At 64.0% G+C, this 24419-nt stretch carries 21 protein-coding genes; 8 read left to right on the top strand and 13 right to left on the bottom strand.

The features are described 5' to 3' along the window. Positions 1 to 20 precede the first annotated feature (20 nt). The 5 genes from QX034_RS23675 to QX034_RS23695 all read right to left on the bottom strand — a co-directional run bounded on the left by QX034_RS23675 (position 21) and on the right by QX034_RS23695 (position 3913). Complete coding sequence (locus tag QX034_RS23675; RefSeq protein WP_315741510.1) at positions 21 to 896, bottom strand: fumarylacetoacetate hydrolase family protein; 876 nt, start codon at positions 894 to 896, stop codon at positions 21 to 23. Between the two features lie 10 nt (positions 897 to 906). After that, positions 907 to 2445, bottom strand: coding sequence for a 5-carboxymethyl-2-hydroxymuconate semialdehyde dehydrogenase (gene hpaE, locus QX034_RS23680; RefSeq protein WP_316195858.1), 1539 nt, complete (start codon positions 2443 to 2445; stop codon positions 907 to 909). Continuing rightward, positions 2438 to 2836 (bottom strand): 5-carboxymethyl-2-hydroxymuconate Delta-isomerase, encoded by a 399-nt coding sequence (locus tag QX034_RS23685; protein ID WP_315741508.1) that lies wholly within the window; start codon positions 2834 to 2836, stop codon positions 2438 to 2440. The genes hpaE and QX034_RS23685 overlap by 8 nt, the downstream gene beginning before the upstream one ends. 38 nt (positions 2837 to 2874) lie before the next feature. Further along, entirely contained in the window at positions 2875 to 3681 is an 807-nt protein-coding gene (hpaH, locus tag QX034_RS23690; protein ID WP_316195859.1) for a 2-oxo-hept-4-ene-1,7-dioate hydratase, read from the bottom strand. 67 nt (positions 3682 to 3748) lie between these two features. Further along, positions 3749 to 3913 carry a hypothetical protein gene (locus QX034_RS23695; protein WP_315730972.1) on the bottom strand — a complete coding sequence of 55 codons (165 nt, stop codon included), beginning with the start codon at positions 3911 to 3913 and terminating at the stop codon, positions 3749 to 3751. Here QX034_RS23695 and hpaR point away from each other — a divergent pair. The 4 genes from hpaR to QX034_RS23715 all read left to right on the top strand — a co-directional run bounded on the left by hpaR (position 3855) and on the right by QX034_RS23715 (position 8032). Then, a complete protein-coding gene (hpaR, locus tag QX034_RS23700; protein WP_315741507.1) occupies positions 3855 to 4316 on the top strand; it encodes a homoprotocatechuate degradation operon regulator HpaR in 462 nt (153 codons plus the stop codon). The two genes, QX034_RS23695 and hpaR, sit on opposite strands and share 59 nt — an antisense overlap. 142 nt (positions 4317 to 4458) lie before the next feature. Continuing rightward, positions 4459 to 5544 (top strand): malate/lactate/ureidoglycolate dehydrogenase, encoded by a 1086-nt coding sequence (locus QX034_RS23705; RefSeq protein ID WP_315706216.1) that lies wholly within the window; start codon positions 4459 to 4461, stop codon positions 5542 to 5544. Between the two features lie 73 nt (positions 5545 to 5617). Next, a complete protein-coding gene (locus tag QX034_RS23710) occupies positions 5618 to 6397 on the top strand; it encodes an HpcH/HpaI aldolase family protein (RefSeq protein WP_315706215.1) in 780 nt (259 codons plus the stop codon). A gap of 111 nt (positions 6398 to 6508) precedes the next feature. Continuing rightward, positions 6509 to 8032, top strand: a complete 1524-nt coding sequence (locus tag QX034_RS23715) for an altronate dehydratase family protein (RefSeq protein WP_315729741.1) — start codon at positions 6509 to 6511, stop codon at positions 8030 to 8032. Positions 8033 to 8152: 120 nt separating this feature from the next. On the opposite strand, the gene QX034_RS23720 is transcribed toward QX034_RS23715, so the two are convergent. Further along, entirely contained in the window at positions 8153 to 8350 is a 198-nt protein-coding gene (locus QX034_RS23720) for a hypothetical protein (protein ID WP_315706213.1), read from the bottom strand. Positions 8351 to 9101: 751 nt separating this feature from the next. Here QX034_RS23720 and QX034_RS23725 point away from each other — a divergent pair. From QX034_RS23725 to QX034_RS23740, 4 genes are all read left to right on the top strand, one after another. Beyond that, positions 9102 to 12410: a transglutaminase family protein gene (locus QX034_RS23725; RefSeq protein WP_315729740.1), complete on the top strand. Its 3309-nt coding sequence runs from the start codon at positions 9102 to 9104 to the stop codon at positions 12408 to 12410. A gap of 30 nt (positions 12411 to 12440) precedes the next feature. Beyond that, positions 12441 to 14984, top strand: a complete 2544-nt coding sequence (locus QX034_RS23730) for a circularly permuted type 2 ATP-grasp protein (RefSeq protein ID WP_315706211.1) — start codon at positions 12441 to 12443, stop codon at positions 14982 to 14984. After that, entirely contained in the window at positions 14981 to 15859 is an 879-nt protein-coding gene (locus QX034_RS23735) for a transglutaminase family protein (RefSeq protein WP_315706210.1), read from the top strand. Before QX034_RS23730 ends, QX034_RS23735 begins: the two co-directional genes overlap by 4 nt. Before the next feature lie 110 nt (positions 15860 to 15969). Next, positions 15970 to 16350: a hypothetical protein gene (locus QX034_RS23740; protein ID WP_315706209.1), complete on the top strand. Its 381-nt coding sequence runs from the start codon at positions 15970 to 15972 to the stop codon at positions 16348 to 16350. Positions 16351 to 17265: 915 nt separating this feature from the next. On the opposite strand, the gene QX034_RS23745 is transcribed toward QX034_RS23740, so the two are convergent. The 7 genes from QX034_RS23745 to QX034_RS23775 all read right to left on the bottom strand — a co-directional run bounded on the left by QX034_RS23745 (position 17266) and on the right by QX034_RS23775 (position 24321). Continuing rightward, a complete protein-coding gene (locus QX034_RS23745; RefSeq protein ID WP_315706208.1) occupies positions 17266 to 17775 on the bottom strand; it encodes a methyltransferase family protein in 510 nt (169 codons plus the stop codon). Beyond that, positions 17775 to 18671, bottom strand: a complete 897-nt coding sequence (locus tag QX034_RS23750; protein ID WP_315706353.1) for an SMP-30/gluconolactonase/LRE family protein — start codon at positions 18669 to 18671, stop codon at positions 17775 to 17777. Before QX034_RS23750 ends, QX034_RS23745 begins: the two co-directional genes overlap by 1 nt. A gap of 354 nt (positions 18672 to 19025) precedes the next feature. Next, positions 19026 to 21077, bottom strand: a complete 2052-nt coding sequence (locus QX034_RS23755; RefSeq protein ID WP_316195862.1) for a PQQ-dependent sugar dehydrogenase — start codon at positions 21075 to 21077, stop codon at positions 19026 to 19028. A 12-nt stretch (positions 21078 to 21089) separates the two neighbouring features. Next, positions 21090 to 22370: a sodium:proton antiporter NhaD gene (gene nhaD / locus QX034_RS23760; RefSeq protein WP_315706206.1), complete on the bottom strand. Its 1281-nt coding sequence runs from the start codon at positions 22368 to 22370 to the stop codon at positions 21090 to 21092. A gap of 88 nt (positions 22371 to 22458) precedes the next feature. Continuing rightward, positions 22459 to 23049 (bottom strand): RNA polymerase sigma factor, encoded by a 591-nt coding sequence (locus tag QX034_RS23765; RefSeq protein ID WP_316195864.1) that lies wholly within the window; start codon positions 23047 to 23049, stop codon positions 22459 to 22461. Between the two features lie 70 nt (positions 23050 to 23119). After that, complete coding sequence (locus QX034_RS23770) at positions 23120 to 23779, bottom strand: ChrR family anti-sigma-E factor (protein WP_316195865.1); 660 nt, start codon at positions 23777 to 23779, stop codon at positions 23120 to 23122. After that, positions 23776 to 24321 (bottom strand): sigma-70 family RNA polymerase sigma factor, encoded by a 546-nt coding sequence (locus tag QX034_RS23775; protein WP_315706352.1) that lies wholly within the window; start codon positions 24319 to 24321, stop codon positions 23776 to 23778. The genes QX034_RS23770 and QX034_RS23775 overlap by 4 nt, the downstream gene beginning before the upstream one ends. Positions 24322 to 24419: the final 98 nt, after the last annotated feature.

The following is a 24419-nucleotide window of genomic DNA, read 5'->3' on the forward strand; positions in this document are numbered from 1 at the left end:
CAGTTCCAATTCGAAGGGGGTTACAGAGGTTCGTCGATGACGCCGTTGCGCAGGATGCCCATGCCTTCGGCTTCGATCTCGACGATGTCGCCGGGCTTCAGATAACGCGGCGGATCGAAGCGCGCGCCGGCTCCGGTCGGCGTGCCCGTCACGATGACGTCCCCCGGCACCAGCGTGGTGAAGGTCGAGATGTAGTTGATGAGATAACGGAAGCCGAAGATCAGCCGCGAGGTGCGGTCATCCTGGCGCAGTTCGCCATTCACGCGGGTGGTGAGCCTGATGTCCGCGATCTGCGCCTCATCCGTATAGGGCACGATCCATGGCCCGAGGCTGCCGGTCGAATCGAAATTCTTGCCTTGGGTGACGTTGAATTTGGCATGTCGGACCCAGTCGCGGATCGTGCCTTCGTTGCACAGCGTCAGCGCGGCGATGTGGTCGAGCGCATCCTTCTCGGCGATATGGCGGCCGGCCTTGCCGATGACGATGACGAGCTCGCCTTCATAATCGAGCTGCAGCGAGGCGTGTGGGCGCACCAGGGGCGTGTTGTGGCCGACGAACGAGCGCGGCGTGCGCATGAACATCGATGGATATTTCGGGGCGTCCTGGCCGTCCTTGTACTCCGCATTGCGATCGGGATAGTTGACGCCGATGCAGATGATCTTTTCGGGCGACGGGATCGGCGGCAGAAAGGTGATCGCCTCGAGCGGGTGATCCGGCGCGCGGCCAGCCGCGGCCTCAGCCAGCTGCTGCAGGGTGCCGGCGGCGATCACCTCGCGCAGGCTCGGATAGTCCTTGGCAAAGCGCGAGGAGAGGTCGACGATGCCGCCGTCCGTAACGGCCCCGTAATGAACGGTCCCATCGATGGCGTAGGTTGTGAAGCGGGCAGGGGCGGGCATGGGTTTCTCCTTACACGCCGAGCCGCTGGATCTTGTGGGTGCCGCGCGCCAGCGAGACGTGCTTGGTCTCCATATAGAAGTCGAAGGAGTAGTCGCCGCCGTCGCGGCCGATGCCGGACGCCTTCATGCCGCCGAACGGTGTCGGCAGATGGCGCACATTCTCGGAATTCAGCCAGATCATGCCGGCCTCCAGCGCGTCCGCCACGCGCAACGCGCGGCCCATGTCATTGGTCCAGACATATCCAGTCAGGCCATATTTGATATCATTCGCGATCTCGATCGCATCCGCCTCGTCGCGGAACGGGATGACGGTGAGAAACGGGCCGAACACCTCTTCCTGCGCGACGCGCATCTTGCTGTCGGCGCCGGTGACTAGGGTCGGCTGCACATAATGTCCGCCACCCGGTCCATCATGCGAGCGACCGCCGACGGCGATGGTCGCACCATCCTGCCGCGCGATCTCGAAATAGGAGCACACCTTCGCAAGATGCCGCTCGTGGATCAGCGGCCCAATTTCGGTAGCAGGGTCGAGCGGATGGCCGACCTTCAGCGCCTTCACGCGTGACGCAAGCTTATCGATGAAAACATCGGCGATGCCTTGCTGGATCAAGAGGCGGCTCGACGACGTGCAGCGCTCGCCATTCAGCGAGTAGATCATGAACATCACGGCGTCCAGTGCGCGATCCAGGTCAGCGTCGTCGAACACGATGACCGGGTTCTTGCCACCGAGCTCGAAATGTACGCGCTTCAGGGTCGGCGCGCCTTGCGCCATGATGGCCGAGCCCGTCGCGCTCTCGCCGACAAAGCCGATCGCCTTGATCGCGCTGTGTTGTGTCAGCGCCTTGCCGGCCTCTTCGCCGAAGCCGTGCACGGTGTTCAGGACACCATCGGGAATATCGGCCTCTTTCACGATCTTCGCCAGCCAATACGCTGTGATCGGCGACCATTCCGCCGGCTTGTGCACGACCGTGCAGCCGGCCGCCAGGGCCGGGGCGATCTTCCAGGTCGATAGCATGAACGGTGTATTCCAGGGCGTGATCACCCCGACGGGGCCGATCGGGACGCGTGTCGAGACATTCCAATGTTCCTCGCTCGGCATGTTGCGGCCGTCGCGGGCCTCCGTACATTTGTCGGCGAAGAAGCGGAAGTTCTCGGCGGCGCGGATCGCAGCCTTGGCCATGAAGCGGTAGGCTTGTCCCGTGTCGATGCATTCGAGCACCGCGATGTCTTCGGCGTGATTCTCGATCCCGTCGGCAACGCGGTGCAGGAGCTTGCGTCGAAGCGATGGTGTCATTTCGCGCCAGCTTCTGAAGGCCAGTGCGGCGGCTGTCGCGGCGCGATCGACGTCCTCGGTATTGCCGCGTGCCACGGTCGTGAGCAATGCGCCGTCGATCGGAGAGCGCGTCTCAAAGGTCGCGCCGGAGACCGAAGGCATGATCTTGCCGTCGATGAAATGGCCGATGCCGTCGGCGTTCAGCTTGGCGAGCAGGGGAGCCGCGCGGTCCAGATTGGCCTTGAAGATGTCTTGTTTGGGCGTGGCTTTATCCATGGGCTGCGTCCGCTTTCAGGGCGTCGTGGATGTTGTTGCGCTTCCAGCTCGTCGCAGCATCGTTGATCTGCATGTCGAATGAGAGCGCGAATTTGCTGCTTGCAAAGATGGGCTCGAGATGGCTCGAGAGAGCCTGGAAGACGTGTTCGCCGGCCTTCTGGCGGGCGGGGAGATCGCGGCCTTCGCCGAGCCGCAACAGCATCGCAAGGAAGCCGTAGTCCGGCTTGCCGTCGGCGATCGCATAATGCTCGCAGCGGATGGCGCGGACGCGGATGCCGCCGACCGGAAAGATGCCGGTTTCTGCTGCCGCTTTGCGGACGACCTCGCAGAGGTTTTGCATGTCGACGCGCGGCTCGAGATTGGCGGAATATTCGATGCTGAAATGCGGCATGATTGGATCGCTCCAGGAAACCTCTCAAGCGAAAACGCTCAAGCGAAGTAACAGCTCACAGTCCCATACGCTCCATAGTCGGCCTGGATCGTGTCACCTTTCCGCGCCTCGATCGCGCGGATGAACGAGCCCGCCAGCACCACCTGGCCCGGCTCCAGCGCGAGCCCCTGGGCGGCAATCCTGTTGGCGAGCCAAGCCACGGCGATGGCGGGATGATTGAGCACGCCGGCGGCAAGCCCGGTCTCTTCGATCTGGCCATTCTTGGAACACAGCGCGCCCACCCAGCGCAGATCCGCGTCCAGGGGCCGCAGCGGGCGGCCGCCGAGCACGATGCCGGCATTGGCGGCGTTGTCGGCGATCGTGTCGAAGATCTTGCGCGTGGTCTTGGTCTCCGGGTCGACCCGCTGAATTCTCGTATCGAGGATCTCCAGCGCCGGCACCACGAAATCGGTCGCATTCAGGACGTCGAACAAGGTGCAGTCCGGACCCGAGAGCCGCTGCTTCATGACGAAGGCCAGCTCGGCTTCTATCCTGGTGGCGATGAAGCGATCGGAGGGAACAATCCCGCCATCCGCAAAGAACATGTCATCGAGCAGGACGCCAGAATCCGGCTCGTCGATGCCGAGCGCGCTCTGCATCGCTTTCGAGGTCAGTCCGATCTTGTGGCCTTTGACGGTCCGGCCTTCGGCAACTTTGATCTCGATCCACGCCTTCTGGATGGCGTAGGCGTCTTCGATCGTGATCTGCGGATATTCCTGCGACAGCTGGCGGATTTGGATGCAGCTTTTCTCCGCTGCGTCCAAGCGTTTGGCAGAGAGCGCGATATCGTGAGATGCGAGTGCCATGTGCGGATATTTTTGCTGGCTGAACTTGACCGGTCGGAGCTGCGGGCACATGATTAACATGTTAAGTTTATTGAGGCAAACCGACCGTTTGTTGTGCGGTGCAAACTCTTGTGATGGCGAAGAAATCAAAAAACATAAAAGCCGCGATTGCAAAGGACGCGCATCCGGTTCCAATGCGGGACTTTTCGCGCTCGCTGCCGATGGCGCTGTTGCGGGCGAGGGAAGCCGTCATGCGGCAGTTTCGTCCCAATTTGCGCAGACACGATCTCACCGAGCAGCAATGGCGGATTCTGCGCGCGCTGGCGGCCGTCGATGCGATCGAGGCGACCGAGCTGGCTCGCGTTGCCTTTCTGCTCGGACCGAGCCTGTCCCGCATTTTGCGCGACCTCGAAGGTCGCGGCCTGATCGCGCGGACGGTTGACGAGAACGATCTGCGCCGCCGGTTGCTGACCATTTCACCGAGAGGGCTCAAGCTGATAGCGAAGGTCGCGCCGGACTCCGAGGCCGTCTATGGCGCCATCGCCAGCCGCTACGGCGCGCGCAGGCTTGCCGCGTTGCACAAAATGCTTGAGGCGCTGGAACGGAGCGTTGAGGGGTTCGATGATGCAAGGGACGACGCAAAGAATGAGGACTGAGCGGCATTGCCGTTGCTGCGCTTGGCAGGTTCTTGACCAGTTTGATAAGAAGCAATGCAACTGAGCGGAGACCGGCTGCGTCGCCTGCATGGGCATTCATGCTAACCGTGTTCTGTCTGCCCGATCGTCTCAGCGAGTTCTCATGGTCACCATCAAGGTCGCAAACCTCATCGATTTCGTCGCCGACATTTTTGAGCATGCCGAATCCTCGTCGGATGAAGCGCGTCGGATCGCAACCTACCTCACCACCGCGAACCTCACAGGACATGACAGTCACGGCGTCATCCGCGTGCCCGTCTACATCCGATGGAAGAAGATGGGCTCGATCGTGCCCAACCAGACGCCCGAGATCGTGGTTGATACGCCCTCGCTCGTGGTCGTCGATGGCAAGTTCGGCTACGGGCAGACGGTGACGCCGCAGGCCGTGAAACTCGGCATCGCGAAGTGTAAGAAGGCAGGGTTGGCCGCGCTCGCGCTACGCAATTCCGGCCATCTCGGCCGGGTTGGCGATTGGGCCGAGATGGCTGCGGCCGAGGGGCTGGTGTCCGTGCATTTCGTGACCGCCGCCGGCTCGCTTCTGGTCGCGCCGTTTGGCGGCGTCGAGAAGCGGTTTTCCACCGCGCCTTATTGCGTCGGGATCCCGCGCCCCGGGCAGGACCCGATCGTGCTGGATTTCGCGACTTCGGTCGTCGCCGAAGGCAAGGTGCTGGTCGCAAGCCGTGGCGGCAAGAAGCTGCCGGAAGGCGCGCTGATCGATGCGGACGGCAGCTTGAGCGAAGATCCAGCCGTGCTTTATGGACCCTATGAGGCGGAAGGACCGCGCGACCATACCAAGGGGACCGGCGCGATCCGCGCCTTCGGCGAGCACAAGGGCTCGGGGCTGGCGTTCATCTGCGAATTGTTGGGCGGCGCGCTGACTGGTACTGGAGCAACCTCCGCCAATCGACGTTTCGCCAACGGCATGCTGGCGTTCTATATCGACCCCAAGGTGGTCGACCCGTCCAGCTTCTTCGACGAGGAGGTCACGCGCTACACGGATTTCATTCGGGCGACCAAGCCGATCGCAGGCGTCGATCAGGTGCTCGTTCCCGGCGATCCCGAGCGGAAGATGCGCGCAGAGCGTACCGCGAACGGCGTGCCCTTGCCGGATGACACCTGGGCGGCGATAGTGAATGCGGCGCGCGAGGTCGGCGTCAGCGAAGCGAGCATCCAGCGGGCAACCGCGTAGCGCCTCCATTATGCACGGATCGAAGTCATCTGCGCAGTGACCGCGGAGACGATAGGGGAAGGAAATACGGAAAGTGGCAAATAACAACGTCAAGCAACTCTGGGCGCAGGGCAAAGCCGTCGTGAACGCATGGCTTGCAATTCCCTCGGGCTTCTCCGCAGAGGTCGTGGCGCAATGCGGCTTCGATAGCGTCACAGTGGACATGCAGCACGGGGTGCAGGACTATCTGTCCATGGTGCAGTGTTTCCAGGCCATGCACGGCCACCCGGTGACGCCGATGGTGCGTGTGCCCTGGAACGAGCCCGGCATCATCGGCAAGGTGCTGGATGGCGGCGCCTATGGGGTGATTTGCCCGATGGTGAACACGCCGCAGGAAGCCAAGAATCTCGTCTCGTACTCAAAATATCCGCCGCATGGCGTGCGCTCGAACGGACCGATCCGCTCCGGCATGTATGGTGCGGCCGGCGCGTATCAGAAGACGGCGAATGACGAGATCGTACTGCTGCCGATGATGGAGACCAAGACGGCGGTCGAGAACATGGAAGCCATCCTCGACGTCGAGGGCATCGACGGCGTCTATATCGGTCCGTCCGATCTTGGCTTCTCCTATGGCTTGGTGCCGAAGCTCGATCGTGAGGAGCCGGAAATCCTCAAGATCTACGAGAAGATCGTGAAGGAATGCGGCAAACGCGGGCTCAATCCTGGGATTCACTGCAGCGGGGCTGAGGGCGCGGTGCGCGCGATCAACATGGGCTTCAAGCTTGTCACCCTGTCGAACGAGGTCGGGCTGATGGCGACCTACGCGAAGATGCAGGTCGCGCAGACGCGGAATGATTCCGGCGGCAAGGCTTGAGAGGCGAATTGCGAATAGGCGGTAGCGAATAGGGAGGCTCTTCCATTCGCTACTCGCTACTCACCATTCGTCGGCGTTCGGCGATCTATGTATCTACTGAGAGATCTCTCCATGGCACCCGTTCCCGTTATCCATCTGCATCCCGACGACAGCGTGCTGATCGCGCGCGCGAGCCTGCCACCCGGCACGGTCCTTGCCGATGGAATCGTGGCCTCAGAGCGGATTCCGGCCGGCCACAAGGTTGCGATCCGGCCGATTGCGCAGGGCGAGCCGATCCGTCGCTACGGCCAGATCATCGGCTTCGCAAGCGCGCCGATTGGGCCGGGGCAGCACGTCCATACCCAGAATTGCAGCATGGGGGATTTTGCCAAGGACTACGCGTTCGGTGTTGACGTTAAGCCGACACCGAATTTCGATCTGCCGGCAACCTTCGATGGCATTCGTCGGCCGGACGGCCGTGTCGCGACCCGCAACTATATCGGCATTCTCACTTCGGTGAACTGCAGCGCTCATGTCGCGGGTCTGGTCGCAGACGTGTTCAAGAAGAACCCCTTCACCGGCGACAATCCATTGGCGGACTATCCAAATGTCGACGGTGTCGTGGCGCTGACCCACAAGACCGGCTGCGGCATGACACTCGACGAGCCCTTGCGGCTGTTGCGACGAACGCTCGGCGGCTACGCGCGTCACGCGAATTTCGCTGCCGTGATCGTGCTGGGGTTGGGCTGCGAGGCCAATCAGATTGGCGGGCTGATGGAGGAGCAGAAGCTTGCGGGTCGGCTTCGTGCGATGGACATCCAGGAGGTCGGTGGTACCCGCAAGACGGTGGAATCCGGCATCGCCTTCGTGAAGGAGGCGCTGACTGACGCCAATAAGGTCAGGCGCGAGCCGGTCCCCGCGAGCGAGTTGACCGTAGCCCTGCAATGTGGCGGCTCCGACGGATATTCCGGTATCTCAGCCAATCCCGCGCTCGGCGCGGCGAGCGATCTTTTGGTCCGCCACGGTGGCACCGTGATTCTGTCGGAAACGCCTGAAACCTATGGCGCCGAGCATCTCCTGACCCGGCGCGCGGTGAGCCGCGAGGTCGGCGAGAAGCTGGTCTCATTGATGCGCTGGTGGGAAGAATATACCGCGCGCGAGGGCGCGGAAATGAACGCCAATCCGAGCCCGGGAAACAAGGCAGGCGGGCTCACGACCATTCTGGAGAAGTCACTGGGGGCCATGGCCAAGGCCGGCAGCACCAACCTGGTCGATGTCCTGCATTACGCCGAGCCCGTCACCAAGAAGGGCTTCGTGTTCATGGATACGCCCGGCTACGATCCCGTCGCAGCCACCGGTCAGGTTGCGGGTGGCGCCAATCTGGTCTGCTTTACCACCGGACGCGGCAGCGTTTTCGGCTGCAAGCCTGCGCCGTCGATCAAGCTTGCCACCAACACGCCGATGTATACGCGGATGGAAGACGACATGGACGTCAACTGCGGCACCATCCTCGATGGTGAGGAGACGGTGCAGGAGTGCGGCCAGCGCATCTTCGACTTGATGCTGAAAACCGCCTCCGGTCAGCCGACCAAGAGCGAAAGCTTCGATTTTGGCGGCGCCGAATTCGCTCCCTGGGTGCTGGGAGCGACGATGTAACCGAGAGCCATGTAACTCAGGCCCGATGTAACTTCGGCGTGGCCCGGTAGCTGCCGCGTAGCTTAGTAAGGAGCGGCGCAGCCCGGCGCAATGTCCGGGCTGCCGCGCGCCCCCAAAGCTTCAGCGCTGGTGACCGAGGCCGATTCCGAGCGCCAGGGCCTTCTGCCGCAGCGAGCCTTCGGTCCGCTTCATCTGCTTGGCGATCTTCGAGACCGGGGTCTTTGATTTCGAATGCTGCTTCAACAGCTTGATGTCGGCTGCCGTGTAGGGTTTACGCGCCAGCTTCTTCTTCGCTGCCTTCTTGGTTGCCTTGGCCACCTGATTCTCCTTTGATGGTTCGCTCTAAATAACACGCCTTTGCCGGCTATCAAGCAACTGAGGCGCGTGAAATCGCTATTAGTCGCTGTTAGTTGGTGTCATGGTTGTTGATATAACACCAGAGGACGAGGTCAATCTTATGTGAGGGGCGGTCTCCGCCTGTGGACAACTCGCCTTCGGCCGGGACACTGGTAATTCCATCTTCGAACCAGATCAACTCCAATATGTTACCATAGGCCGTGCCGTAACCTGCGATGGCATGCGCTCATTTCCGGTCTAATTAGATGGAACCGGCGCGGCAGGTCGGCAATTTCGGCTGTGCTTTAACCATCCATCTCGCCGGCCAGTGAGTTACGAACTACACTGTTACTCGATCTTCCGGGTATGAGGATGGCGGCCGGGAATTAGCTTCGGTTCCTCGAGCCAAGCTCCTGCAAGCTACCGGCGAGCTAACGTCTGAAACAAATCAGCCCGGATTTGAGGACTTCTAAGGCCGCCGTTCGATCCAGGAGCGCGCTTCCGAGGTCGCTGCGAGGTCGGCGAATCCCGAATTCCGGATCCCGGCAAACTTATGATTTTAGTAACGCTTTTCGATCTGACCTCCTGGAAAGCCAGGGAAGCTCTTCGCGGAGCGGAGTTGGGAGCGGCGGTACCGGAGCGGGTAGTTCGTAGGCAGGATTGCCCGTTGTTAATGCTTGATCCTGCGGCACGGCAATGTTCTGCTTAAAAAAGCTGCTGGAGCAATCAGTCCGTGTCAATCTACGTCGCGTTACATCACGTTACTCATTATAAGTATGACCGTTCAATCGACGTTGGCCCACAGACCATCCGATTGAGGCCGGCGCCGCACACCCGTACGCCGATCCTGAGCTACTCGCTCAAGGTGACCCCGCCGAACCATTTCGTGAATTGGCAGCAGGACCCTCAGGGCAACTGGCTGGCCCGCTATATCTTTCCGGAAAAGGTGAATGAACTCAAAATCGAGGTCGATTTCACGGCCCAGATGACCGTGATCAATCCCTTCGACTTTTTCGTCGAGCCTTATGCGGACAGCTATCCTTTCAACTACCCGGATGGGCTCAAGGCGGAGCTCGCCCCCTATCTCGAGACCACCGAGCCTGGTCCCTTGCTTGCGGACTATCTGAGATCGATTCCGCGCGAGGCGAGTAACACGGTCAGCTTCCTGGTCGATCTCAATGCCGAGCTGCAGAAGAAGATTCGTTACATCATTCGGATGGAGCCGGGCGTTCAGACTCCGGAGGAGACGCTGTCGACCTCGGCCGGATCCTGCCGCGATTCCGCCTGGCTCCTGATCCAGATCTTGCGGCACCTTGGATTGGCGGCGCGCTTCGTGTCCGGCTATCTGATTCAGCTCCGCCCCGACATCGACCCGGTCGAGGGACCGCGCGAGGTCGAGAGCGACTTCACCGACCTGCATGCCTGGGCCGAGGTCTACCTGCCCGGCGCCGGCTGGATCGGCTTCGACGTGACCTCCGGCATGCTGGCGGGCGAGGGCCATATCCCGGTGGCTGCCACGCCGCACTACCGATCGGCCGCACCAATCTCGGGCAGTGCCGGCATCGCCGAGGTCGAATTCAGCTTCGAGATGAATGTGAGACGCATCCGCGAAGCGCCGCGGATCACCAAGCCGTTCTCCGACGAGGCCTGGACCAAGCTCGATCGGCTTGGCGAAGCCGTCGATGCCGATCTTGCTGCGCATGACGTGCGCCTCACCATGGGCGGCGAGCCGACCTTCATCTCGATCGACGATATGGAATCGGCGGAATGGAACACGGCGGCGGTCGGCCCGGCCAAACGCGGGCTGGCCGACGATCTCATCAGGCGGTTGCGGACACGCTTCGCGCCCGGCGGCCTGCTGCATTACGGCCAGGGCAAATGGTATCCGGGCGAGAGCCTGCCGCGCTGGGCGTTCGGGCTCTATTGGCGCAAGGACGGACAGCCGATCTGGCGGAATGGCGATCTGATCGCAAGCGTGGACGGCCCGCGCAATGTCACGATCGAAGACGCCGAGCAATTCCTCGATATGGCCGCCGAGACGCTCGGGCTCAGTCCTGATTACGTGCAGCCGGCCTTCGAGGATCCCGCACATTGGCTGCAGAAGGAAGCCGCGCTGCCGGAGAATGTCGACGTCCTCGATTCCAAGCTCGCCGATGCTGAGGAGCGCGCGCGCATGGCGCGGGTGTTCGACGAAGGCTTGCATATTCCGCGCGGCTTTGTGCTGCCGATCCAGCGCTGGAATGCGGACGCCCGCCGCTGGCGCAGCGAGCGCTGGAAGCTGCGGCGCGGCCGGCTGTTCCTGGTGCCGGGCGACTCGCCGCTCGGCCTGCGGCTGCCGATCGGCTCGCTGATGTACATCCCGCCGGAGGATTATCCCTACGTCCACCAGCAGGATCCGCTCGAGGCGCGCGGTCCCTTGCCGGAGTTTATGTCTGGGCGCACGGCGATCGCCCCCTCGATCCCGCCGCTGGAAAGAGTAGACCGTCCGCCGCAGCAGGACGTGCAGTATCAATCGTGGACCGGGCCAGGGGTGCGCACCGCGATGTCGGTCGAAATTCGCGATGGCGTCCTCTGCGTGTTCATGCCTCCGGTCGAAAATATCCAAGATTACTTGGAGTTGATCGCAACTGTCGAAGCGACGGCAGAGGCGATGCAGATCAAGGTTCATGTGGAAGGTTATGCGCCGCCTTACGATCCTCGCATCGAAGTGATCAAGGTCACGCCCGATCCCGGCGTGATCGAAGTCAACATCCAGCCGGCGCAAAACTGGCGGCAGGCGGTCGGCATTACGTTTGGCCTTTATGAGGACGCGGCCAAAGTCAGGCTCGGCGCCAACCGCTTCCTGATCGACGGCCGCCACACCGGCACCGGTGGCGGCAATCACGTCGTGGTCGGCGGGAGCAGTCCGCCGGACTCGCCGTTCCTGCGCCGGCCCGACCTGTTGAAGAGCCTGGTGTTGTATTGGCAGCGCCACCCGTCGCTGTCCTACCTGTTCTCCGGCATGTTCATCGGACCCACCAGCCAGGCGCCCCGGATCGACGAGGCCCGGCATGACAGCCTGTACGAGCTCGAGATCGCGCTCGCCCAGGTGCCGCCGGCCGGTCAGAGCGTGCCGCTGTGGCTGGTCGACCGTCTGTTCCGGCATCTGCTGGTCGATATCACCGGCAACACCCATCGCGCCGAGATCTGCATCGATAAGCTCTATTCTCCGGAAGGCCCGACCGGCCGGCTCGGCCTGGTCGAATTCCGCGCGCTCGAGATGCCGCCGGATCCCCGCATGTCGCTGGCGCAGCAGCTTCTGATCCGGGCGTTGATCGCAAAGCTGTGGCGCGAGCCGCAGGAGGGCAAATTCGTGCGCTGGGGCACGGCGCTGCATGACCGATTCATGCTTCCGCATTTCATCTGGGAAGATTTTCTTGATGTGTTGGATGAACTGCGGCAGTCCGGCTACGAGTTCTCGCCGGAATGGTATCTGGCGCAGCTGGAGTTCCGTTTTCCGACCTTCGGCCGGGTGCAGCATGGCGGCGTGACGTTGGAACTGCGCCAGGCGCTCGAGCCCTGGCACGTGCTGGGCGAGGAGGGCGCGGCCGGTGGCACTGTCCGCTATGTCGATTCGTCGGTCGAACGGCTGCAGGTGAAGGCGGAAGGTTTCGTCGAGGGGCGCCACGTCGTGACCTGCAATGGCCGGCGGCTGCCGATGACCCCGACCGGCCGTTCGGCGGAAGCGGTGGCAGGCGTCCGCTTCAAGGCCTGGCAGCCGGCTTCGGGCCTCCATCCGACGGTCCCGGTGCATTCGCCGCTGACATTCGACCTCATCGATACCTGGAACGGCCGCTCGCTCGGGGGCTGCGTCTACTACGTCGCCCATCCCGGCGGTCGCAACTATGACACCAAGCCGGTCAATTCCTACGAGGCGGAGGCCCGCCGACTGGCGCGCTTCCAGGATCACGGCCACACGCCCGGCAAGGTCGATTCGCCGCGCGAGGAACGCACAATTGAATTTCCGATGACCCTCGACTTGCGACGGCCGCTCCGTCATTGAGATGAGACAGCTTTGTGCAGGAGAGCAGGCATGGTCGATGCGACCGGCCCGAAGCAGCAGGGGAACCGTCAGGCCGCCAACAGCCTGGCTGCCGAGGCGCGTCCGGCCTCGCGGCGGGTGGCGCAATGGTTGCGCGACTATCATCCGCTGCCTGGAATCCCCGACGAGTTCATCGCCGGCGATGGCAGGGCACGCCCGGTGTGGTCCCGCTTCATCGATAGCTTTGCTGCGCTCGCGCCTGCCGACATCGAGCGGCGCTTCGCTTCCGCCGACCGCCATCTGCGCGAGGCCGGCGTCACCTATCGCGCGCCGGGCGAGGGCACCGAGCGGCTGTGGCCGCTCAGCCATCTGCCGCTCCTGATCGACGAGGCGGAGTGGGCTCAGCTCTCCGCCGGCATCATCCAGCGCGCCGAACTGCTCGAACGCATCCTGCAGGACCTCTATGGCGAGGGGCGGCTGGTGGCGGAAGGCGCCATTCCCGCGGCCGCCGTTGCCGGCTCCAGCGAATATCTGCGTCCGATTGCGGGCATGAAGCCGCCCGGCGGGCGGTTTCTCGGCGTTTACGCCGCCGATATCGGTCGCGGGCCCGACGGGCGCTGGTGGGTGTTGAGCGACCGCACGCAGGCCCCGTCGGGAGCCGGCTATGCGCTGGAGAACCGCTTGGTGCTGTCGCGCGCTTTCTCCTCGCTCTACAAGTCCATGAACGTCGCTCGGCTGGCGCCGTTCTTCGAAGCCTTCCGCGATTCCTTGCGCGCCAGCGCCGACCGGGACGAGCCGCGCATCGGTCTGCTGACGCCGGGTGCGTTCAGCGAGACCTATTTCGAGCACGCGACCCTGGCGCGTTATCTCGGTTTCCTGCTGGTCGAGGGTGACGATCTTACCGTCAGTGGCGATCGCGTTCATATCCGCACCGTTGCCGGTCTGAAGCGCGTCGATGTGCTGCTGCGGAGGGTCGATTCCAACTCGCTCGATCCGCTCGAGCTCGACGCAGCCTCGCGGCTCGGCGTGCCCGGGCTGGTCGACGTGCTGCGCAAGGGCGGGGTGGTGGTCGCCAACATGCCTGGCTCCGGCGTGCTGGAGGCGCGGGCGCTGCTCGGTTTCCTGCCTAGCTTGTGCCGGCGCGTCCTCGGCGAGGAGCTGAAGGTGCCGCATATCGCGACCTGGTGGTGCGGCCAGAAGGCCGCGCGCGAGGAGGTGTTGGCGCGGCTCGATGACTTCGCCATTGCTGGCGCGTACGGGCGCGGCGTGCCGGGCTTCGCCACGGACGGTCCAGTGCTTCCGGGCGAATTGTCGGCTGCTGACCGTGAGCGGCTGCGGGCCGCCATCGCCGAGCGGGGCGTCGACTATGTCGGCCAGGAGGTGGTGCGATTGTCGACGACGCCGGTCTGGGAGCAGGGCAAGATCACGCCGCGGCCGTTCGTGCTCCGCGTGTTCGCTGCCGCTACCGCCGACGGCTGGGCGATCATGCCGGGCGGCTTCTGCCGGATCGCCGACAAGTCCGATGCGCGCGCGGTCACGATGGGGGACGGCGCCCGCGCCGCGGATGTCTGGGTCGTCGCTGACAAGGCGGTAGCGGCGCATACGCTTTTGCCTGGTTCGGACAGCGTGCACATCCGGCGCATTGCCGGCGTGCTGCCGAGCCGTGCCGCCGATAATCTGTTCTGGCTCGGCCGCTATCTCGAACGCGCGGAAGCCACGTTGCGGCTGATCCGCGCACTCGGCGCGCAGCAGCGCGATCCCGGCAGGGGCTCGCCCGCAACGCTCGCGGCCGCCGAACGCATCCGCCGGCTGCTGCTCGCCTGGGGCGCGATCGCGCAAGGCTCGCGCGGGCAGGATCCGCGCGCCGCCGCCGAGGCGCTGCAAGCCGAGGCGCAATTCGGCTCGGCGCTGTCGCTGTTGCGCGCGGCCCAGCGGACCGCGACCTCCTTGCGGGAGCGGCTGTCGCCGGATGCCTGGCAGGTGATCGCCGAGATGCCGACGCTGCTCACGCAGGAGATCGTCGATGATGACGGCCTCGTCAGCGCGACCGAGGCGACCCTCAGCGCGCTCGCGAGCTTTGCGGGGCTTGCGCAGGAGAACATGAATCGCGCTGCCGGCTGGCGCTTTCTCGAGATCGGCCGCCGCGTCGAGCGCGGCATCAACACGCTGCGCTTCGCCCGCCAATTCGGCTATGACGAGGCCACGCCCGAGGATCTTGACGTCCTGCTCACGCTGGTGGATTGCCAGATCACTTATCGTTCGCGCTACCTGATCGGACCATTGCTCGCGCCGATCAGGGATCTCGTCGTGCTCGATCCCTATAATCCACGCTCCGTCGCGTTCCAGGTCGAAGCTTTGAACGAGCACATCGCGAGCCTGCCGGTCCTGAAGGAGAACGGACTGATCGAGCGCCCGCAGCGGCTCGCCGTTTCGGTTCAAGCGGCGCTGACCACGGCGGAGGCCGCGCATCTCGATACCAGGATCATGTTCGCGCTGGAGCAGGATCTGCTCGCGCTCTCTGACGCGATCGGGCAGCACTACTTTCCGCATGGGGCTCATGCCAGTCGCCCGGAAAAGCTGACGGGACTGGCGTGATCTACGACATCCGGCATGTCACGACCTATGAGTACGAAAGCGCGGTGAGCTTCGCGCGCTGCACGCTGCGGCTGGAGCCCTCGAGCGGCAGCGGCCAGGAGCTGATCTCGCATAGCGTCGACATCCGCCCACGCCCGGTCGAGCGCACCGCGCGGCGCGATTTCTTCGGCACGCTGACCGAAAGCATCGTGATCGACAAGTCGCATCGCAATTTGCGCATCGATTCTCGTTCGCGCGTGAAATTGTCGCGCACGCCGCCTGAACGCAGCGCCCCGAGCCCCGCTTGGGAGACCGTGCGCGACGCCGCGTTCGCCGCGACCAGCCTCGGCCCGTCGTCGCCGATCGGATACGTCTTCGCCAGCGCGCTGGTGCCGATCCAAAAGCCGGTCACCGACTACGCGGCTGTGAGCTTCCCTGTGGGCGCCGGCATCATTGCCGGAGCTGCCGAATTGATGCACCGCATCCGCAGCGAGTTCAGATACGATCCCAAGGCGACCGTGATCTCGACGCCGCTTCGCGAGGTGTTCGCCAACCGCCACGGCGTTTGCCAGGATTTCGCTCACGTGATGATCGCCGGCCTGCGCGGGCTCGGTCTGCCGGCCGCCTATGTCAGCGGTTACCTGCGCACGACTGCGCCGGAAGGACAGCCGCGCCTGCAGGGCGCCGACGCGACGCATGCCTGGGTGTCGCTCTGGTGCGGCGAAGAGCTCGGTTGGCTCGGCTTCGATCCGACCAATGACCTCATCGTTGCCAACGATCACATCATCCTCGGCACGGGTCGCGACTTTGCCGACATTTCACCGGTGGACGGCGTCATCGTCGGCTCGCCCAAGCAGAAGCTCGGCGTTGCCGTCGACGTGATTCCCGTGGCGTAGGCGCGCCGCAAAGTCGGTTTCGATCGCCGGAACCGGCGGAACGAATTGCTGCAGTCGCGCTTGATCAGGCCGAGGGCGGGGGACCGCCAGGTTCCATTCCGAACAATGGAGTGATCGTCATGACACGTGTATCGGTTGTAGTTGGCTTGTTGGCCGCCTGTGTTGCCGGCAGTGCGTCCGCGCAACCTCTTCCCAATCTCACCGGCACCTACCGCTGCATCCAGATGTGCCGCGACGGCATGATCGGTGCGCCGGCCTTCGTGACCCAGAACGGAGATGCTGTGAATCTCACCACCGAGACCGGTGAATCCTATCAGGCTTGGCCCGACTGGAATGCTCCGGACAGCCGGCTGTGGATCGATGCCCGCGACGAGGGCGCCGTCTATTCGCCCGATGGCGTGCGCATCCAGTTCGATGACGGCCGCGTCTGGCAGCGCGACCTGCCGCCGCCAATGATCGTGCGGCGCGCGCCGGTCGTGTACGGCCGGTAGATCATACATGTCGGCGTCATTATGAACGAAGCGAAGCAATCCGGGCTCGATTAGCCTGGATTGCTTCGGCGCTTTGCGCCTCGCAATGACGGCCGAGCCTGATAGAGACGGCACGAATTGAGTCGACACGACGAGTACCTGCGTTCTCGCGACGCGACGCGTCCGAGTGATGCTGATCGGCTCGCCCCTCTTGTCAGGAAGAGGGTGCAGGGAATGCCGGGTGATGGCCTCACCCATGGCCCGCCTGCGAAAAAAATGCAGGCGGCAGGTACCACAGGTGCAGCCGGATCAACCCGGCATTCCCTGCGCGATGGTCTGACGGCTTATACGTGGTCTCCCTGGTGCGCCGGGCTTTCTGGTCACCATGTCCGCGCGGAGCGAAGCTCCGTCGCGTCAGCGACAACGCGCCGAGAGCGCGTTGCGCTGGATACCAGCGTCGGGGTATCAGGACATCACGATTTCACCGTGCGCGTCGTGCTGTTCGTCCGCGTGCATGATCACGCTGCAGCCAGATGCGCCCACCGCTCCCCGCACTCAACGTTCGTGACGATCGCGATACGCCCCCTCAATGAGCGCGGGATGCCGAATAAGAACACGATTTCTGAAAAAAAGAAATCTAAAAATTTTGGCCGATCGGCTTGACTGCCACAATCAAATTGATCGGCTTGAATAAATGAGTTTTTCGGCGCGGGAAAAATGAAGCCTCGGCGACGTGTTTACAGGGCGGTTTTACGCGTCGTTCGCAGGAATCCCCAGCATCGATTTGGCCGACGGGCAATCGCAGAACAGGTGTTGTGCCGCGCTTGTTCCTCTCGCTTGTCGGGCGGCAGCAGAACGAGCCCCATGGGGCCGCGACGTATCGTCATAGTACGAACGGCAGCAGCATCTTTGTCCGCTGCATGTAAGCCGGGGGAATTATTCGGACATCAGCGCCTCCTCGCGGCGGGCGCTATAGATGCAATAGGGGGCCGACAGCAACAGTGGCAGCAGCCACACCAGACCGTATCCGATCGCCGAGCCGAGCAGGGCCAGGAGAATGCCGGCGTAGATCGGATGCCGGACGATCGCGTAGGGGCCGCCGCTCACCAGTTCGGGATCTTCCTTCCGCGACATCGGCATGCCCCAGTTGTGCCCGATATAGATCCGCGCCGCAATCGCAAAGCCGATGCCAAGTCCGGCCAGCAATGTTCCGATCGCTTGCACCAGCATGCTGCGCGGATATTCGCGCAGTGCCGCCTGAAGGGCATGGCGAATGGTAGGGACCTGGACTGCGATGATGATCAGCACTGCGGCCGCCAGCCGAACGGCCAAGTGTCGCCACCAGATCGTGCCGCCGACGCTGCGCTTGGCGCCCAAGGCCGCTATCGCCCAATAGACGATGAACACGAGCCAGAGCGCGAGGATGATCCAATGAAAGATCGGCATCAGCACGCGCCTCTCTGCAGGCAATGTTCACGGCCCTCGACGTCGGTACGGAAGGATTCGATGAAGCCGCCCTGGCGCTGACTGACGAACACGGTCTTGCCGTCCTCGCCGCCGAAGGCGAGATTGGTCGGCTCTTTTGCCGTCAAATGAATCTCGCGCAGCGGGTGGCCGTCCGGCGTCAGCACGGCGATGGCGCCCTTGAGGATGCGGGCCACGAACAGACGGCCGCTGAGATCGGTGCGCAGGCCATCGATCGTGTTCGGCTCGAACGTCTTGATCAGCTGCGGGTTGAGCAACGCGTTGCCGGCCAAGGTGTAGGACCAGATCTCGCCGCTGTTGGATTCCCCGACATAGAGCGTGCGTCCGTCCGGACTGAGATCGATGCCGTTGGTCGTGCCCATCGCACGCGGCGCGGTCATGACCATGCCTTGCATGGCGCCGTCTGCATCTCTCGCGATGCGCCAGATCTGGCCGCTACGGCCCTTCCAGTTCGGATCGCTCGCATAGATCGCGCCGTCATGGCCGAGCGTGATGTCGTTGGGTTGGCTCATCTGGTCGGAATGAAACACGACCCGAGGCTCGGTGCTGCCCTTCTCGATCGCAAAGATGTTGTGCTTCTTGTAGTCGGCGATGAACATCGTGCCGCTGCGATCAAACCGGATCGCATTGCCGATGCTGCCCTCGGGCAGCGCGGTGAAGCTCTGCGAGACCGTGGCTCCCGGCGCCAACTTTCCGATCGTGCCGGGCTTGCCGAGATTCACGACGAAGAGATTGCCGTCGCTGTCGACCGCCGGGCCTTCGATGCCGAAGGTGTATTCGCCCGACGGGGTGAGTTGCTTGCTCTCGAACAATTTCGGTGCGGCTGTCGCGGGAATGGCTGCTAGCACGAGGACCATGAGCAACGTAAAGCGCGGGATGCGCAGCGTGGGCAAAGGCGCGATGCGATGCTGCGTTCGCTTGAAGGCGGTGCGTGGATGGCTGTCGCGCATCGGGGCCTCATGGTTCTCCCGGCGATGCGCAGATCGTCCGGATACGCGCGGCTTGGCCGCGCCCTCACCATGAGGCTCTGTCATGTTACCGCAAAACAGGCCCTCGTCCTGAGGAGCTCGCCGGAGGCGAGAGTCTCGGAGGACGGTTGCGGGAGAGATCATTGGCCGAGTTTTTCCCATATGCGAAGGCCCTGTCCGCAAGGGGGAGGGGAGCGCGACGCGCTTGTGGATGGTGCGTGCCTGATGGGATCGCCGAGTCCGTCACAATGGCACCAGAAATTGCTGCTGGATGTAGTAGCCATCGTCGTCCGTGCAGGTGCCGTTCAGGTAAGTGTCGGCCGGCCGGAAGAACCGGCTGAACCCGGGCTTACCGTCAGCGCTTCTTTGTGTCACCACGACGACCTTCCCGAAGGGAATCTCGCCGCACTCCTTGCCGTCGCGCGCGAAGAATTTGCGGTGTGGCGGGCCGCCGGATTTCACCCGCATCCGGACGCCCGGCACCATCGTCGCGATCAGCTCATCGGCGACATCAAGCAGCTTGGTGTAGCCGGGTTCCGTCCTGGGGAGATTTTCGCCACCCGGCGGCATCAGCCGTTCCGCGCCGAGCCCGCGCAGTCGCTGGCGTAGGCGGCCGGCGTCGGGATCGCCAGGATAGATCCAGCCGTCCTGGGCCAGCATGAAGCGCAGCACGGTCTGATCCTTGTCCTGATCGGACTGGCCGGGCTTCAGGCCGAACTCGGAATGGCAGCCCGCACAATGTGTCTCGATCAGGCCCTTGCGGATGGATGTGAGCCGGGCACGGTTTGCCACGTCATCGGCAACGAAGCGCGCAAGCTGATCGATCAGCGCGGCGCTCCTGGTGTCGCAGGGCAGGGCGGGCGGCGGATCATCGCTGGTGCGGTCGATGCGGATCACGGTCTGGTTCTTGTCCTCGACCAGCCAGATCGCGCCGTCATCGGCGACCGTCATGCCGACCGGTGCGCCTTGCGGCCTGATGCCGTTGACACGGTGCCAGCCCGAGATGATCTCGTCGAAGGCGGCCGCAGGGACGAGACCGGAGACGGTCTGGAAGGCGCGTGTCGGCTCGGCGGCGCAGCTGACGTGATAGCGCACTGGGGCTGGGCTCAGTTTCGGAAAGCCGTGGTCATCGACCTCGTAGGCGAGCAGCCGGCTGCCGGTCGGCCGATAGCCGTGGAGGCCGACGAGCAGCCTGCCGTCGAGCTCGGGGAATTTGCCTCCTTTGTAGTACAGCATGCCGAGCGGCGCGCCATGTGGCGGCAGCAGCGAGAAAGGCCGTTTGTACACGGCGCTGGTGCTGCAGAAATTTTTGTAAGGTCCGGCCTGCAGCACGCGCTTGAACTCCGGGCTCGGCGTGGTCAGGTCGTAGCAATAGGGCCAGCCATAGTGCCGGCCGGGCTCTATCGCGTTGATCTCCTCGTTGGGGGCGAAGATGTCCTGCAGGTCGCGGGCGTTCTCCGCTTGCAGAAAGGCGTAGCCGTCGTCGGGAAAGCGCGGATGCAGCGCCAGCGCCATCGAGTTGCGCAAGCCCCGCGCGTAGACCTCGTGCGGCGGATTGGGATCGGTCGGCTTGAGTGCAGGGAAGATGCCGCCCGCGGGCGGTGTGAACATCCAGATCGCGGCGAGTGGCGCGTTACCTTCGGTCACCGCGCAAGGCTGCGTGATCGGTGCCGGCGTGAGGCAATTGTCGCTGTGCGAGCCGACATTGACGAACAGCCGTCCGGTCCTGTCGAACACGAACTGCTTCAACGGGTGCGCGCTCTCCTCGATCTGGGTGCCGTCAGGCAGGGTCAGCCGCCGGCCGGGGAGATCGTGGACGATGGTCTCGATCGTGGTCTTCGGCTGCGCAGCCAGCGGATCGAAGCGGAAGATGCTGGTGTCGGTCGAAGCATAGACCCTCCCGTCCGGCCCGGTCGCCAGGCCGAAGGGGTAGGCGATGCGCGTGATCAGCTCCTTGAGGCGCTGGCCTTCCGCTGCGGTCGGATCGAGCAGCAGCAGACGGCCGTCCTCATGGCCCCAGCCACCCATGTCCGCGACCACGAACAGCTTCTGTCCTGGAACCTGGAGGATGGCGCGCGGGAATTTCAAGCCGTCGTCGCGGCTCGCGACGAGGCCGGCGCAGAAGCCGGCCTTCATATCGAGCTGGAGCCGTGGGAAGGCCAGGGCGGCGCTGCCGCATTGCGCCGGGCCGAGCGCATAGCCGTTCTTGGCCGGCTGTGCAGAGGCGAGACCGCTCGCTGTCGCGAGCAAGGCGAGCGCGCCGCCGAACACCAGCTGCTGCCATGTCCGGCTCATCGGCCATCGCCCTCAATGGATGAGATGGTATTGCAGGATATAGGCGCCGGCGCCCGCGAGATAGCCGAGCAGCGCCAGGGCGCTGATCCGCCTGACGTACCAGAAGAAGTGAATGTTCTCGAGACCCATCGCCGCGACGCCTGCCGCCGAGCCGATGATCAGGATCGAGCCGCCGGTGCCGGCGCAATAGGCGACGAACTCCCAGATGAAGCTGTCGGGCGGATACTGGGCCAGGCTGTACATGCCCATCGAGGCCGCGACCAGCGGCACGTTGTCGATCACGGCGCTGGCCAGGCCCAGCACGATGACGATCAGATCAAGCCGCCCCACGGTCTTGTTGAGCCAGGCCGCGAGGGCCTCGAGGATGCCGGTGTGTTCGAGCGCAGCCACCGCCAGCAGGATGCCGACGAAGAACACGATCGAGGGCATGTCGATCCGGGTCAGCGCATGGGCGAGCGTCAGCCGGTGCTTGTGTTCGTGCGGCTTTTCGCGATGCACGATCTCGCCGACCATCCAGAGGATACCCAGCCCGAACAGAATGCCCATGAAGGGCGGCAGATGGGTGAGCGCCTTGAACAACGGGACCAGGACCAGAATGCCGAGACCGAGGAAGAACATCAGGTTACGCTCGAACAGGGCGATCGGACTGGTCGTCGGCCGCTCCGCGGCGGGCGGAGCGAGATGCTTGCCGCGCAGCGCGAAGCTCACCACCAGGAGCGGGACCAGCAGATTGAACAGCGACGCAATGAACACGCCCTTCATGATCGCCAAGGGCGTGATCTGGCCGCCGATCCACAGCATGGTGGTGGTGACGTCGCCGATCGGTGACCAGGCACCGCCGGCATTGGCCGCGATGACGATGATGGCCGCAAAGAACAGCCTGTCCTCGTCGCGCCCCGACAGCTTCTTCATCAGCGAGATCATCACGATCGCGGTCGCGAGATTGTCCAGCATCGCGCTCAGGAAAAACGTCACGATGCCGATCATCCAGACCAGCGTGACCTGTCTGGAGGTGCTGACCAGCGAGGTCACGACCTCGAAGCCGTTATGGGCGTCGATGACCTCGACGATGGTCATGGCGCCGATCAGGAAGAAGATGACCTGGGCCGTCGCGGCGACGGAGTCGTTGAGCTGACCCGTGACGTCATGCGTATCGCCGCCCAGGACCGCGTAGATCGTCCACATCAGGCCGGCGCCGACCAGCGCCGTGGCGGCCTTGTTGACGTTCAGCGGATGTTCCAGCGCCACCACGGCGTAGGCGAGCACAAAGACGAGGACGACGGCTGCGGTCATGGCCTGGCGGGTTGGAGGGACGCTCGCCGCAGGTATGACCGATCAGGGTGCGAGCAGCAAGCGGCGCAGGGCGTCCTGCGTGTGCCGCTCAGGCTGCCGCAAGCTCGGGCGCGCTGGAAAGGCAGTCCTGGCGCACCGCGCGCAGGCTGCGATGCAGCCAGGTCTTGATGGTGCCGACCGGGACGCCGAAGCGCTGCGACAGCCGGGTCCGGCTTTCGCCTTCGAGATAGGCCGCCGCCAGGAGCTGCCGCCGCTCTTCGGGAAGCCGCAGCAAGGCCTGGTGCGCGATCGGCTCGGCCCGCGCGTAGTCGAAGTCGTCGTCGTTCTCATCCGCAGGATCGGGCACCGACAACGCCTCGTCGAGCTCGGAGGTCGGAACGCCCCCACTGCGCATCGCATCGATCGCGGTGTTTCGCATGATCGTGCACATCCAGGTGATCGGGGAGGCGCGGGCCGGATCGAAGCTCCTGGCGTGGCGCCAGATCTTCAAATAGCCGTCCTGCAGGACGTCATCGATATCGGCCAAGGCGGGCAGCAATGCGCGTACCGTCTTGCGCATCTTGGTCTTGGTGAGCGCGTGGAGCTCGGCGAAGGCCGCGTCGTCACCGGCCGCTACGGCCTTCAGCAACGCACCCAGATGTGCCACGCCTCCGGGCGGCGCCAACAGCTCCGATCGCATCGTCCGTCTCCCTCATTTCTCGATACGAAACGAGCGGGGCGGCACCGTGGATCACTACGGCGCGGACTGGTCAGAGCCGGACGAAGGGGCTGATCAACCGCCCGAGCAGGCCGTGAATGCGCAAATCGCCGGTCATGGCCACCAGGCACAGACACGGCCCTTCGTCGCCCACGATGGGACGATGATCGACCTCGTCATCGCCATAATCGAAATCACCCGGACCGTAGCGGCGGCCGGTGTGACTGAAGCTGCCCCGCAGCACGCAGGTGAGCTCGGTGCCGGAATGGGTATGGTCGAGCATCCGCGTGCCCGGTTCGGCCCGCAGCAGGAACGCGCGCGAGTTGGCCGCGCCGGAGAGCAGGATCGGCCGCATGCTGAGGCCCGGCGCGACGCGCCTGCGCTTGCCGATCGTGCAGCGCCGAACCAGTTCCGGCAGATCGGCCAGCTCGGGATCGAGGCTCGCGGGCTCGCTGATCCGCGGTGCGGCTTTCGGCGCTTTCGGCCTGTTCTCGATGCGGGCCATGACCGCATCGAATGCGCCGTTTGCCATCGCGACCGGCAGGGCGGCCTCGAGCGAAGCGCCGGCGAGCTGTTCGATGGCGCGCACGAAACGCCGGCATCGCGGACAGCCCGCGACATGGACGCCGACCACGAGCTGCTCGGCTTGGTCGAGCTTGCCGGCCGCGAAGTCGGCGAGCAGGTCTTCCGGCGGGTGATGGCTGATCGTCATGTCGGCTCGTCCAACAGTTCTCTCAGGCGATTCATCGCCAATCTGATCCTCGACTTGACGGTCCCCAGCGGCAGGCCGAGCACCGTTGCAATTTCCGAATGGGGCCGCTCCTCGACGAACGACAGGCGGATCACCGTGGATTGCTCGGTGGACAATCTTTCGATCGCTGCGGCAACGTGCCTCGCGTCTTCAGCCCGCGACATGATCAGATCCGCCGCCAGGGCCGGGTCGGCCTCATCGTCCAACGCTTCTGCGTCGACGAGTCGGCCAGCGCGCGCCGCGCGCCTTGCCGCATCGATCCGCAGGTTGCGGGCGATGGTGAAGATCCAGGCGGATGCCCCGGCGCTCGCCGGATCGAACTGGGCGGCCTTGGTCCAGACCGCGACCATCGCGGACTGCGCAATCTCCTCGGCGTCGTCGGCGTTCGAGCCGGTCTTGATCAAAAACCCTCTGATCCGCGGCGCAAAGTACTCGAACAGGGTTTTGAACGCCTCGCGGTCTCCGCGCGTTGCGACGCGTCCAATCAATTCCGCCCAGTCCACCTTAGCCTTCGGCCTTCTGCTCACGTCGCGCAACCGTGCGCCTAGAGGCGAACGTGGCGCTCTCCGCCGGGGGGATGCGATGTTCCATCCCGCAAGTT

The sequence above is a fragment of the Bradyrhizobium sp. SZCCHNR3119 genome, assembly GCF_032487775.1.
GTDB lineage: Bacteria > Pseudomonadota > Alphaproteobacteria > Rhizobiales > Xanthobacteraceae > Bradyrhizobium.